9 protein-coding genes are annotated in these 12,868 nt (G+C 73.2%); 4 read left to right on the forward strand and 5 right to left on the reverse strand.

All coding sequences use genetic code 11. From position 1 onward, the window contains the following. Positions 1 to 97: 97 nt before the first annotated feature. A complete protein-coding gene (locus AC068B_RS36030; protein ID WP_478675716.1) occupies positions 98 to 259 on the forward strand; it encodes a hypothetical protein in 162 nt (53 codons plus the stop codon). Beyond that, positions 256 to 1,278 carry a molybdopterin-dependent oxidoreductase gene (locus tag AC068B_RS36035; RefSeq protein ID WP_478675717.1) on the forward strand — a complete coding sequence of 341 codons (1,023 nt, stop codon included), beginning with the start codon at positions 256 to 258 and terminating at the stop codon, positions 1,276 to 1,278. Before AC068B_RS36030 ends, AC068B_RS36035 begins: the two co-directional genes overlap by 4 nt. A 26-nt stretch (positions 1,279 to 1,304) precedes the next feature. Here AC068B_RS36035 and AC068B_RS36040 read toward each other — a convergent pair whose 3' ends face one another. From AC068B_RS36040 to AC068B_RS36050, 3 genes are all read right to left on the reverse strand, one after another. After that, positions 1,305 to 5,090 (reverse strand): NACHT domain-containing protein, encoded by a 3,786-nt coding sequence (locus AC068B_RS36040; protein ID WP_478675718.1) that lies wholly within the window; start codon positions 5,088 to 5,090, stop codon positions 1,305 to 1,307. Positions 5,091 to 5,149: 59 nt separating this feature from the next. Next, positions 5,150 to 5,617, reverse strand: coding sequence for a hypothetical protein (locus AC068B_RS36045; protein WP_478675719.1), 468 nt, complete (start codon positions 5,615 to 5,617; stop codon positions 5,150 to 5,152). Between the two features lie 97 nt (positions 5,618 to 5,714). Beyond that, positions 5,715 to 7,151 (reverse strand): MFS transporter, encoded by a 1,437-nt coding sequence (locus AC068B_RS36050; protein WP_478675720.1) that lies wholly within the window; start codon positions 7,149 to 7,151, stop codon positions 5,715 to 5,717. Positions 7,152 to 7,543: 392 nt separating this feature from the next. On the opposite strand from AC068B_RS36050, the gene AC068B_RS36055 reads away from it, so the two are divergent. Continuing rightward, positions 7,544 to 8,425 (forward strand): helix-turn-helix transcriptional regulator, encoded by an 882-nt coding sequence (locus AC068B_RS36055; RefSeq protein WP_478675721.1) that lies wholly within the window; start codon positions 7,544 to 7,546, stop codon positions 8,423 to 8,425. Between the two features lie 12 nt (positions 8,426 to 8,437). Here the strand turns inward: AC068B_RS36055 and AC068B_RS36060 are convergent, their stop codons facing one another. Next, complete coding sequence (locus AC068B_RS36060) at positions 8,438 to 9,928, reverse strand: alpha/beta hydrolase (protein WP_478675722.1); 1,491 nt, start codon at positions 9,926 to 9,928, stop codon at positions 8,438 to 8,440. A 157-nt stretch (positions 9,929 to 10,085) separates the two neighbouring features. Next, the gene (locus tag AC068B_RS36065; RefSeq protein ID WP_478675723.1) at positions 10,086 to 11,363 is read right to left on the reverse strand and encodes an acetyl-CoA C-acetyltransferase; all 1,278 of its coding nucleotides are present in this window, start codon (positions 11,361 to 11,363) and stop codon (positions 10,086 to 10,088) included. A gap of 72 nt (positions 11,364 to 11,435) precedes the next feature. Between AC068B_RS36065 and AC068B_RS36070 the strand changes: the two genes are divergently transcribed. Continuing rightward, complete coding sequence (locus AC068B_RS36070; protein WP_478675724.1) at positions 11,436 to 12,749, forward strand: 3-oxoacyl-ACP reductase; 1,314 nt, start codon at positions 11,436 to 11,438, stop codon at positions 12,747 to 12,749. Positions 12,750 to 12,868: the final 119 nt, after the last annotated feature.

Below are 12,868 nucleotides of genomic sequence, written 5' to 3' on the forward strand. Positions count from 1 at the left end.
CACGCCGGTGCACGGCAAAAAGGAGTGGGCCGCGGCGCGTCGTCCCCCTAGGATCTTGAGGTTTGCACGACTTCGGGAACCGGGGGGATTTCTCGTCATGCTCATAGCGCCCACAGCTCTGTCCCTGGCCATGCTGGCCCTGTTCGTCCTGGCGATGAAGGGGTCGGACGCGGCGCCGCACCGCGGCGGAACGGAGCCGGGCGCGGAACCGGAGGGCCCGGGAAGCCCCGGCAGCCCCGGAAAGGGAGCCGCCAGATGACCGCACCCACCACGCCGCCCGCCACGCCGCTCACGCCGCCCCTCACGCCCCCGCCGGAAGACCCCTCGCACGCGGACCCCGCGCCGGGCCCCGACTTCGTCACCCCGGTGGACAACGTCTTCGTACGCGCCCACCTCGGCTTCCCCGACATCGACCCGGCGGCCTGGACGCTGACGGTCGAGGGCCTGGTGGAGCGCCCCCTGCGCCTGGACCTGGCGGCGCTCCGCGCCCTGCCGTCCGACCAGCTCATCGCCGTCCACGAGTGCTTCGGCAGCCCGCTCCGGCCCGACACGCCCACGCGCGCGGTGACGAACATCGAGTGGACGGGCCTGCGGCTGGCCGAGCTCCTGGACCGCGCGGGCCCGCTGCCCGCCGCCCGGCACGTGCTCTTCGAGGGTGCGGACACCGGCTCCTTCCACGGCGAGGACGGCGTCGCGTACGTGAAGGACCTCCCCCTGGAGACCGCCCGCCGCGACGTGTTCCTCGCCCACGGCATGAACGGCGGGCCCCTGCCCGCCCGGCACGGGTCCCCGCTGCGGGCCGTGGTCCCGCGCATGTTCGGCACCAACTCGGTGAAGTGGCTGACCCGGATCGTCCTGACGGACGAGCGCCCGGAGCTCATGTTCACGACGACCTTCTACACGCGGACGCTCCCGGGTCACGACACCCCGCAGCCGGTGCGCGCGGTGGACGTCAACAGCAAGATCCTCTCCCCGGCGGGCGGCGCCGAACTCCCCTACGGAACCTGGGCGTTCAGGGGCCGCACCTGGAGCACGACGGAGGTCACCCGCCTCGACCTCTCCTTCGACGGCGGCCCGTGGGAACCGGCCACCCTCGACGTCCTCGGCGCCGACCCGGCCTGGCAGGGCTTCTCCCTGCGCCGCGCGCTCGCGCCGGGCCCGCACACGGTCCGCTCACGCGCGACGGACGCGGCGGGCCGCGTCCAGCCTCCGCCGGGCTCCCGGAACTCCGTCCACGAGGTCGCCTTCACGGTCGCCCGGGGCTGCGGGGCCGCCTGACGGTCCGCCCCTGCCCGCCCCGCGCGTCACGGCTGCTCCCCGTCGAGCGGCGCCAGTGCCTCCGCCGCGGCGAGGGCGCGTACGGCCTCCTCACGGACCTCCGCGTCCGCGTCGGCGCCGGTCCGCTCCCTGAGCAGCGGCAGCGTGTCCGGGCGCGTCGGCCAGCCGAACGCCAGGACGCGCAGGGCGGCGATGCGGACGTCGGCGGCCGGGTCGGCGACGGCGCGGTCGCGGGCCGCCTCGGCGCCGGAGTCGCCCGGGTCGACGACGGCCAGCCAACGCAGCGCCGAGCGGCGGACCTTGGGGTCGTCGTCGGAGCGCGCACGCTCGCGCAGGACATCACCCGTATCCGGGTCCGACGCCCGCAGGACGCCGAGCAGTTGGAGGGCGACGAGGCGGGTGCGGTCGTCGGGGTCGGTGGCGGCGAGACCGGCGATGGCCCGCCAGCCGCCGACCACGCCGTCCGGACGCCGCCCCAGGGCCTGCAAGGCGGTGCGGCGGACCGACGGGGCGGGGTCGCCCACCGCCAGGGAGCGGAGGAGGTCCCCCGTGTCGTCCCGGGCACCCAACTGCTGGGCGGCCTCCAGCCGGACGCGCTGGTCGGGGTCGGTGACGGCGCGGCCCCGGACGAGTTGCCACGTGCCGGGATCCTCGCCCCGGCCCACGGCCAGCCGACTCAGGGTGCCCGCACGGGTGGCCCCGTCCGGGGCGTCGACCGCCAGTTCCCGGGCCAGTCGCCAGACGTCCTCGTCGGCGGGGCGCACCTTCGTGAGCAGGTGCAGGGCGTTGGCGCGGGTGCCGCCGTCGGGGTCGCCGAGCAGGCGGTCGCGCAGCAGTTCCGCGGTGGCGTCGTCGTCCCCCGCGAGGTCACTCAGCTTGTGCAGAGCGAGACTGCGCATCGTGAACCGCTCGTCGTGCCGTGCGCAATGACGCAGCGGTTCCCACGCGGCATCATCGTCGTCCGGCCCCCGGCGCCACGCATCCAGAGCCCTGTAGCGGACGTATTCGGAGGGGTCGTGCCGCAAGCGGTCGCCCACCAGCTCCCGGACCCGGCGGTGCTCTGGCCAATCGGTCATCATCGAATCCACCACGGCACCGCGGACGAGCTCATCGGGGTCGTCGACGGCGCGCTCGCAGAGGAGACGCAGGGTTGCGGCCTCGTCCCGCCAACCGTGCGGCAGCACCGCCAACGCCAAATGCCGGACACGGACCGCGGAATCCCGGACAGCGACCTCGGCGACCAGGTCGCGCGTGCCGGGGTCCGACTTCCACTGCAGATACAGGACCTCCAGAGCCGCGGCGCGCACGACCGGCTCCGCGGCGGACGTCACCGCGGTCCGGATCAGCCGCAGCGTCTCCTCCTCGCCGCCCCGCAAGCGGGCCAGGGACCGCAGCGCCTCACCACGGACCAGCGGATGAGGGTCGGCCGTCACACGGTCCCGGGCCTGGGCGACCACATCCGCCTCCTCGCCCGACGGCGCCGTGGCGAGCGCGTGCAGCGCGGCCTTGCGCACCCATTCGCTCGGGTCGGCGACCGCCCGCTCCCTCACCAGCTCCCGCGTGGCCACCTCGTCCCACCGGTGTTCGCGCAGGAGCAACAGGGCGGCCTTGCGGGCCTCGGAGGCCCGGTCGGCGACCATGCGCCCGCGGATCACGTCCCAGGTCGCACTCTCGCCGCCCCACTTGCGAACCAGCTGCGACATGGCCTCGCCCTGCAACTCCGGGGTATGGCCGTGCACCGCCATGATCCGGTGCGGTGCCGCCCCCTGATACAGCGCGCAGGCGATCCGTACGGACAGCCCCGCCGCACGCGCGTACTGCCCCCGCAGATGAAACCAGCGCAGCAGCCGGGCCCGGCCGCTCCAGTGCGGCGCGAAGGCCCCGAACGCGGGTAGGGCGTCGGTGAGTTCGGGCAGCACGTGGTTGTCGGAGTCCACCGACTCCAGCAGAGCGATCACCGCGTCGACGACCGCCCGGCTCTGTGCCGCCAGTGGCCCGACCCTGCGCACCTCCGCCAGCGCACGGACGGCCAGCACGACGAACCGCGTGTCGTACTCGCTGGTCCGCGACCGGTGCAGCGCCAGCAGCCGGTCGATCACCGCCGCGGCCTCCGGCTCCCCGATCTGCCCGACCAGGAGCAGCAGCACCTCGTGCCAGGCAGGGTCCGCCGCGTGCCCGGCGAAGACCTCCTCGACGAACTCCTCCCTGCTCCACTCCCGGTAGCGCGTGTACCGCCGGTCGATGTCCTCCGCCGCCAGGTACTCCAGGAACGCCCGGTGCACGAACCCGTACACCCCGCCCCCGTAGTGGCTCAGGATGAAGTTCCGCTCCCGGAACTGCCGGACCATCGTCCGGGCCGTCGCCACCGCCTGTACGACGGGCAGTTCGTACTGCTCGCACAGGTACTGCTTGAACGTGGCGAGGAGTTCGTCGGCGTGGATGTGGTTGCCCGCGATGCCGCCGCGGCCGTCCTGCATGCGGCGCGCCACGAGGCGGAGGAGCTCGTGCCGGTCCTCGTCGCCCAGGTACGCCACGGCGTCGGCCCCTGCCGGGTCCCGCAGGTGCTTGGCGTGCTCGTCCCAGTGGGCGACCAGGACCGCGACCGCGTGGCGGTAGACGCCCTGCCGGTCACGGGGGAGCTCCCGGCGGCGCCCGATGATGGCCAGGATGGTCAACAGGAGCGGGTTGCGCGCGAGTTCACGTATGGGCCGGGAGTCGCTCACCGCCTCCTGGAGGCGGCGGGACAGGCGTCCGGCGCGCTCCGTGTCGTGCGGGCACGCGGTCGCGTACCACTGACGCGCGAAGCGGCCGATCTGCTCGACGCTCAGGTCCTGGATCATGTGGTGGGCGAAGTCGGCGCGTTCGAGCACGCCGCGCTGGTAGCCGATGACGCGAGAGGTGACGACCACCCGCGTCCCAGCCGCCCGGTAGCGGCTCGCGAAGTCGGCGATGCGGTGGCCGACCTGCTCGCGCGCGGCGGGGTCGAAGAGCTCGTCGAGTCCGTCGAAGACGACGATCACGCGCCCCTCGGCGAGGAGCAGGTCGAGCACCGGGCGGGGCGGCGCCAGCCCCTTCGTGGTGTGCAGATGGTCGAGGAAATCTTCGAAGGTACGGTCCCGCCAGGGCGCGGCGGCGTACTCGCGGAGCTCCACGACGAGCGGCACGCGACCCGAAAGGGCCTCCAACGGGCCGGGCGGCACGGAGCCCGTCAGGGCCAGCGCCACGTGGTGCGCCAGCGTCGACTTGCCCGCGCCCGGATCCCCGAGCAGCACCGTCCGGTCCGCCCCGGGACCGGGATCGGCGAGAACATCGAGCACTTCCCGCACGGGCCGCTCCAGATACACCTGGCGCGCCCGCTCCAGCACCTGCGGATCGAGCTCCAGGTCCGGCGGCAGCAGATCGTCGGGCCATTCGCCGGACTCGAGGAGCCGGTTGAGGAGATCGCGCGGCAGCTCGACCGGGGGCGGATCGGCACGGACGAGCGGCGGCACGAACACCGCGTCGAGCTCGACCGGCGGATGGTCGCCCTCTTCCGTGGGGATGAGGACGTCCAGGTCGAGTCGGCCGTAGCACTCGCGGACGCGGGTGGCGTACTGGCACAGGGCGGCGTCGACCTCTTCGGGGGAGGCGTGCGGCGGGGAGGCGTGCGGTAGGTCGGTCCGCTGCACGAGGAGCTGCTGCTCGATGTGGGTGTACGTATGGGTGTGCGTGTGCGTGACGCTGCTGTTCTCGCCGATGGCGTTGCCGGTGATGGCGCCCCCGGCGCCGATGGCCCCGTCGCCACGCACGCCGACGCGCTGCCGGGAGGGCATCCGGCCCTCTCCCTCTCTCCCACTCCCGCTCCCGCTCCCGCTCCCGCTCCCCGTGGAACTCACCGCGAATCGGCCTCGCTCCCGTCCCCGAAGGCGTTCCCGCGTACGTCGCCTTCGGCGGCGACGGCGCCGTCACCGCGGGCGGAGACGTGCCCTCCGGGGTTACTGGGCGCCGGCGTCGGCGACTGCGGCTGCGTTCTTGCCCTCGCGCGCCCGTTGAACGTCTTGCTGTTCGCGCCGAACGCGTTCCCCGTCACGTCCCCACCGGCCGCGACGGCACCGCGCCCCCGAGCCCGCACGACACGACCGGCCGCCCCACTCCCGTTCCCGCCCGGCTGCGCCAACGCATAGGCGGAGAACCCGAGACCGGCAAGACCGGCGACCGCCCCCACCAGGCTCGCCACGCGGTCGGCCGTGTCCAGATCCACCAGGACGGCCACCAGCGTCAGCCCCACCGCGGCAACGGCACCGACCACCGCGACGCCCCACACCAAGCCCCGCCGACGCCCCCCGCCCAGTACCGCCACGCCACACCCCTCACTCCCGTGCGCTGCAACGCCCTGCCATGTCATGCCCGACGCCTCGAAGTTAACGCGCCCGGGGCAGGGGTGATGACACAGGCACTCAGTCCCGCGGAAGGAGCCACGCCGCGAGAGCGGTCGTCGCGCAGAGCGTCAGGCCCGCGACGACGAGCCCCGTGTGCATCCCGGAGAGCGAGAAACCGGAGGCCGCACCACCGTCACCCCCTTCACCCCCACCCGCGAGCAGCGCCCCGAACAGGGCCACGGACATCGCGCCGCCCGTCTGGCGAAGGGAGTTGAGGAGCCCGGACGCGGTACCGGCACGTTCGCCGGGGACGCTGTCGAGGAGCTGGGCGGTCAGTGCGGGGACGGCGAAGGCGCCGCCGAGGCCGGTGGGGACGAGCAGCACGAGGACGAGCCACAGGGGCGTGTCCGCGCCGAGCGGCACGAGCGCGAACATGGCGAGGGCGAGGATGGCCTGCCCGAGCACGATGACCGTGCGCCGCCCGAGCCGTTCGGCGGCGCGGGGCGAGATGAGGTTGGTGCTGGTGATGATCGCCGCGAGGGGCACGAACATGAGCCCGGCCTCGACGCCCGACATGCCGCGCAACTGCTGGTAGTAGAGGCCGAGGAGGAAGGTCACGCCGTAGAAACCGGCGTTCACCGCGAAGCCGACCGCGAGGGCGACGCCGACCTGCCGCTGGCGCAGCAGTGCGAGCGGGACCATGGGCGCGGGGTGCCGCTTCTCGGCGCGGTGGAAGGCGAGCCCGGCGGCGAGGGCGACGGCGAAGGCGGCGAGCACGGGCACGCTCGTCCACCCCAGGTGCCCGCCCTCGATGACCGCGAACGCGAGCCCGGCCAGGGCGAGTACGGCGGTCGCCTGCCCGGCGAGGTCGAGCGGAGCGGGCCGACGCGGGGAGCGGTCGACGCGGGCGAGCAGGAACAGAATGACGGCACCGACGGGCAGGTTGAGCAGGAAAACGGAACGCCACCCGGCGGCCTCCGTCAGCACACCGCCGAGGACGGGCCCCACCGCGACGGACACGGAACCGCCCACCGTCCACAGCGCGATGGCACGGGCCCGGCGACGCGGGTCGTCGTAGGCCTGCCGGATCAGCGCGAGCGAGGCGGGCATCACGACGGCGGCACCCGCGCCCTGCGCGACGCGGGCCGCGATCAGCGTGCCGATGCCGGGCGCGAGGGCGCAGGCCAGCGAGGCGACGGTGAAGAGCCCCACACCCAGGACGTAGGCCCGCCGCGCCCCCGCCCGGTCGGCGAGCGCCCCGGCGGACAGCATCAGCGCGGCGAACATCAACGTGTACGCATCCACGACCCACTGCAGCCCCGCCATGCCCCCGTGCAGGCTGGCTCGAATGTCGGGCAGCGCGATGTTCACGGCGGTGACGTCGATGGTGATGACGGTGAACCCGAGGAGGGCGGCGACGAGGGCGAGGGAGGGACGAGTACCAGGCTGCACGGGCCTGACCCCGCGAACAGCGGTGGCGGTGGCGGTGGCGGTGACGACGGTGGCGGCGGACATGAGGCTCCTACGCTGAGACGAGAGCGGCCCCGTCGCGGAGCGACGGAGAGTTCGAGCCCCGCGAATCGCGGAGCAACGGGCGGGCGGGTGGGGAAGGCCCGTCGCGGAGCGACGGAGACACGTCGCGGAGCGACGGGAGACCGCCGCGGAGCGGCAGGGCAGGGCACAACGGTTCAGGCCAAGTGCAACGGCAACGTGCGGAAGGCAAGGCCCCCCAAGGCCGCGGCCCGGCGCCACGCACCCCCTGGGCCGAGGAAGACCAGGCCCTCCGCAACAACATCCACTCTGCGCCCCGCCCCCGCACAGTGGCAGGCCGCGCTCAACCGGGGGCGCCACGTTCCTGGCCCTGACACGGCCCCCCAGACCCGATGACCACCAGGGACAATGGCCGAATGAAGGACAGCACAGAGCCCGGCACACCAGCCGCCCCCGGCACCCCAGCCACGGGCACAGAACTGGGCCGCTACCTCCGCGCCCGCCGGGCAAGGGTCACCCCGGCAGAGGCGGGCCTCCCCGCAGGCGCGGGGATCCGCCGCACACCGGGCCTGCGCCGCGAGGAGCTGGCGACCCTCGCAGGGGTGAGCGTCGACTACTACACGCGCCTGGAGCGCGGCCGCGAGACGAACCCCTCCCCCGCCGTGATCGACGCCCTGGCCCGCGCCCTGCGCCTCGCGGGCGACAGCCACGACCGGCTGCGCGACCTCGCGGAGCTGGCCTCGGGCCGCCTCACGGAGCCGCACCCCACCACGGACGACACGGTCCGCGACTCCACGCTGCGCACCCTGGACGCGCTGGCCCCGCTGCCCGCGTACGTGGTGAGCAGGCACAGCTACCTGCTGGCCGCCAACGCCCCCGGCAAGGCCCTGATGCCGGGCCTGTGGGAGTGGCCTGCCGAGCAGCGCAACGTACTCCGCTATCTGTTCCTGCACCCCGTGGGCCGCGTGCTGTACCGGCCGTGGGAGGAGACGGTCGCCAAGTCGGTTTCGCACCTGCGCGCGATCGGCGGCACCGACACCGACTCGCCCCAGCTGACCAACCTGGTCGGTGAACTGCTGCTCAAGTCACCGGACTTCGCCCGCATCTGGGAGCGGTACGACGTGTGCGAGCGCGGCGGCGGCACGAAGTCGTTCGACCACCCGAAGGTCGGCCTGATGACGCTCACGTACGAGGTGATGACGCTGGCGAGGACGGGCGGCCAGCGCATGGTGGTCTACCAGGCCCCGCGGGACACCCCGGACGAGAAGGCGATGCTGAAGCTGACCGATCCGGCCTGAGCAGGCACCCGTTCACTCGGCGTCGGCCGCGCAGGAGCTCCCGGTCTTGGGCGTCTCGCCGTACAGCAGGAACCCGTTCACCTTGTCCTGCACGCACGTGGAGCCCAGGTAGCCGGTGTGCCCGTCGCCCTTGTTGTCGAGGACGACGGCCTGCGAGCCGAGCCGCCGCGCGGTCTCCTCCGTCCACCGGTAGGGCGTCGCCGGGTCGCCGCGCGTGCCGACGAGCAGCAGCTTGGGCGTCTTCACGTCACGTACGTCCTCACGGATGTAACTGGTCCCTGCCGGTCGCCCGAAGCACAGCAGGACGGGCATCAGCATCGACTTGCCGAAGACGGGCGACGCCTCGTCGAACTCCTCCTGGAGCCTGCCCACTTCCTTCTCTATGCGGGCGGCATCGGGCCGGTCGGGGTCGTCGGCGCAGTTCACGGCCATGAGGGCGGCAGCCATATTGTCGGCAGGCATGCCCTCTCCCACCTCCGACACCCCGAGCCCGTGCCCGAGCCCTCCGCTCATCCGGATCAGCGCCCGCGGATCGCCGTCCGCGAGCAGCGCCCCCAGGGCCTGCGAGAGCGCGGGCCACGCCGCCCTGCTGTAGAGGGCCTGACTGAGTACGCCGACGACGTCCTGCCCGGTGAACTGGCCGCCGTCCATGGACTGCAGGGGCATCTGGTCCATGTCCTTGATGAGCCTGACCATGCCCTGCCGTGCGCTGCGCGAGTCCGTGCCGAAGACGCATCCGGCGTTCTTGGTGCACCAGGTGAGGAAGTTGTCGAGGGCGGTCTGGCGGCCCTCGGCCGTCGCGAGGGACTGCTCGGCGACGGGTTCGGTCAGCGTGTCGACGCCGTCGAGCACCATCCGCCCGACGTTCTTGGGGAACTGGGCGGCGTACACCGCGCCCAGCCGCGTGCCGTAGGAGAACCCCAGGTAGTTGAGCTTCTTGTCGCCGAGGGCCTGGCGCATGACGTCCAGGTCGCGGGAGACGTTGACGGTCCCCATGTGCGGCAGGACGGGCCCCGACTTCTTCGCGCACTCCGCGGCGACCTTGCGCAGCTCCGCGAGCACGGCGGCCGCGTCGTCCGTTCCGCCGGACGAGGGATCGGTGCTCTCCTCGGCGTCGCCGCAGCTGACCGGCTCGCTCTGGCCGACCCCGCGCGGGTCGAAGGAAACGACGTCGTAGTCCTTGCTGAGAAAGCCGAAGTCCTTCTGCGCCCCCGCGAGCGCGGAGACGCCGGGGCCGCCGGGCCCGCCGAAGTTCAGCAGCAGGGAGCCGCGCGGCTTGCCGCTCGTGCTGGACTTCATCCGGATCATCGCGACGTCGGCGTCCCCGGCGGCGGGGTCCGCGTAGTCGAGCGGGACGCTCACGTGCCCGCACCGGATGTCCTTGGCGCCGCCCGCGGCCTCCGCCACGGCCTCGGTGTCGCCCTTGCAGGTGCCCCATTTGATCTTCTGCGTGTAATAGCGCGCCAGATCGGGCCGCCCGCTGCCGTCGTCGGCGGCTGCCATGCCCGCTCCCACGACGACCAGCACGGTGACGCCGGCGACTGCACAAGCTCCGCGCACGGCAACCTCCCAGGGTGTGCCCCTCGCTCACCCTAAGCGGGGGCCACTCCCCCCGCCCGTTCAGCGCACGCTCACCCTCCGCAACGCCCCTCACCCTCCGTCACTGCCGCTCCAGGATCGCGGTGACGCCCTGCCCGCCCGCCGCACAGATGGAGATGAGCCCCCTCCCCGGCCGCCCCCGCTCGGCGAGCAGCTTGGCGAGGGTGGCGACGATCCGCGCCCCGGTAGCCGCGAAGGGGTGCCCCGTGGCGAGCGAGGACCCGGCGACGTTGAGCCGCGCCCGGTCCACGGTGCCGAGGCCCCGCTTCTCCCAGGCGGCGAGCGTGGCGAGCACCTGCGAGGCGAAGGCCTCGTGCACCTCCACGAAGTCGAAGTCCCCCAGTTCGAGCCCGGCGCGCTCCAGCATCCGGGGCACGGCGTACGCGGGTGCCATCAGGAGTCCGTCCTCGCCCCCTGCGACATCCCCGTGGACGAAGTCGACCGCGGCGGTCTCGCAGGCGACGAGGTGCGCCAGCGGCTCGATCCCCCGCCCCGCGGCCCACGCGTCGCTCCCGAGCAGCACGACGGCCGCGCCATCGGTCAGCGGCGTGGAGTTCCCCGCGGTCATGGTCGCCCCTCCCCCCTCCACCCCGAACACGGGCTTGAGCCGGGCCAGTTGCTCCACCGTCGACCCGGGCCGCAGATTCTGATCCCGCGAGAGCCCCTTGTGCGGCACGACGAGATCCTCCAGGAACCCCCGCTCGTACGCCGCGGCGAGCCGCTGATGACTGAGCGCCGCCAACTCGTCCTGAGCCGCACGCGTGATCCCCCACTCGCGCGCGGTCACGGCGGCGTGCTCGCCCATGGAGAGGCCGGTCCGCGGCTCGGCGTTGCGCGGAATGTCGGGCACGAGATGCCGGGGCCGCACCCGCCCCAGAGCCCGCAGCCGCCCCCTCACGGACCGCGCCCGCCGAGCGGCCAGCAACACCTTCCTGAGCTCGTCGTTCACCCCCAGCGGCGCGTCGCTCGCCGTGTCGGCCCCACCGGCGATCCCCGACTCCACCTGCCCGAGCATGACCTTGTTGGCCACGGAAATGATGGCCTGCAACCCGGTCCCGCAGGCCTGTTGCAGGTCATAGGCGGGCGTACGGGAGTCGAGAGCGGATCCGAGGGCGACCTCGCGGGCGAGGTTGAAGTCCCGGCTGTGCTTGAGCACGGCCCCCGCGACGAACTCCCCGACCACTCCCTCCCCTCGGAGCCCGTACGCCTCTACGAGCCCGTCGACGACAGCGGTCAGCATGTCCTGATTCGACGAGGTGGCGTACGGCCCGTCGGACCGGGCGAAAGGAATGCGGCTGCCACCAAGAACCGCGACGCGGCGTACAGAGGGAAGACTCATGTCTCGACCAACTCCTGACCCTTGAGTAACCTTACTCCGAAGTAAATTTACGACCGAGCTGGGAGTTGGACAATGGCCGACCGCTACCTGACCTTCACCGCCACGGGCCCCGGCCGCTTCCTCACCCGCCGCCTGGGCCTCCCCCAGCCGACGCCCCTGCGCCGCTGGACCCCGGAACACCCGTCCCTGACAGGCGACTTGCTCCTGCTCACCACCCCCGCACCCTCCCCCTACACCCAGGACCTCCCGGCCCTCCTGACCACAACCCCCCTCAAGCTCACCCCAACCACCGCCCACCCCACGGCAGTTGTCCTGGACGCCACAGGGGTGACGGACACCCGGACCCTCACCGAGGTGTACGCGGCGCTGCACCCCGTGGTGCGCACCGTGGCGCCCAACGGCCGCGTCCTGGTCCTCGGCTCCCCGCCCGACCCGGCGGACCACCACCAGGCGGCGGCGCAGCAGGCCCTGGAAGGGTTCATACGTTCCCTCGCGAAGGAACTGGGCCGCGGCCGCACCGCCAACCTCGTCCGCGTCTCCGGCCCGATCGCCACCGCGGAATCGACCCTGCGCTTCCTGCTCTCTCCCAAGTCCGCCTACGTCACCGGCCAGCTGATCGAGACCGGCCCCGCCGAAACGCTGGCCGCCCCCGCCGACCGGGACCGCCCCCTGGCGGGCCGCACCGCCCTCGTCACGGGCGCGGCCCGCGGCATCGGCGCGGCGGTCGCGGAGGTCCTCACCCGCGACGGCGCCCACGTCACGGTCCTCGACGTACCCTCCGCCCTCCCGGACCTGACCCACCTCGCCGACCGCCTCGGCGGCACGGCGCTGCCCCTCGACATCACGGCGCCCGACGCGGGCGAACAGATCGCCGCGGCGCTGCCCGACGGCCTCGACATCCTCGTCCACAACGCGGGCATCACCCGGGACCGCAAGCTGGCCAACATGGCGCGGGACCGCTGGACCTCGGTCCTCGACGTCAACCTCACCTCGGTCCTGGCCGTCACCGACACACTCCTCAAGACCGGCACGATCCACCGCGGCGGACGCGTCGTCGCCACGGCGTCGATCGCGGGAATCGCGGGCAACGCGGGCCAGACGAACTATGCGGCGAGCAAGGCGGGCATCATCGGGCTCGTCCGCTCGCTCGGCCCCCGGGCGCTCACGGAGCACGGCGTCACCGTGAACGCGGTGGCCCCCGGCTTCATCGAGACGAAGATGACAGCAGCGGTACCTCTCCTCATCCGCGAAGCGGGCCGCCGTATGAACTCCCTCTCCCAGGGAGGGCTCCCCGTCGACGTCGCCGAGGCGACCTCCTGGCTCTCCCAGGGAGGCCTCAACGCCCAAACCATCCGCGTCTGCGCCCAAAGCCTCCTCGGCGCGTAGCCGTAGGACGGCGCCTTGAACCTCCCCCGCAGCGGCCATGACGAAGGGCGACGCAAGTGGGCTGGCACATGGGGACAGGGCCCCTCAGCCGCCAGCAAGCTCAGCGGCCCGGGAAATCA

Source organism: Streptomyces sp. NPDC042371, from assembly GCF_056437465.1.

Bases quoted from the DNA above. Each gene is read 5' to 3' on its own strand.
- AC068B_RS36030 (WP_478675716.1), top strand. From the start codon at position 98: ATGCTCATAGCGCCCACAGCTCTGTCCCTGGCCATGCTGGCCCTGTTC.
- AC068B_RS36035 (WP_478675717.1), top strand. From the start codon at position 256: ATGACCGCACCCACCACGCCGCCCGCCACGCCGCTCACGCCGCCCCTC.
- AC068B_RS36040 (WP_478675718.1), bottom strand. From the start codon at position 5,090: ATGCCCTCCCGGCAGCGCGTCGGCGTGCGTGGCGACGGGGCCATCGGC.
- AC068B_RS36050 (WP_478675720.1), bottom strand. From the start codon at position 7,151: ATGTCCGCCGCCACCGTCGTCACCGCCACCGCCACCGCCACCGCTGTT.
- AC068B_RS36055 (WP_478675721.1), top strand. From the start codon at position 7,544: ATGAAGGACAGCACAGAGCCCGGCACACCAGCCGCCCCCGGCACCCCA.
- AC068B_RS36060 (WP_478675722.1), bottom strand. From the start codon at position 9,928: ATGGCAGCCGCCGACGACGGCAGCGGGCGGCCCGATCTGGCGCGCTAT.
- AC068B_RS36065 (WP_478675723.1), bottom strand. From the start codon at position 11,363: ATGAGTCTTCCCTCTGTACGCCGCGTCGCGGTTCTTGGTGGCAGCCGC.
- AC068B_RS36070 (WP_478675724.1), top strand. From the start codon at position 11,436: ATGGCCGACCGCTACCTGACCTTCACCGCCACGGGCCCCGGCCGCTTC.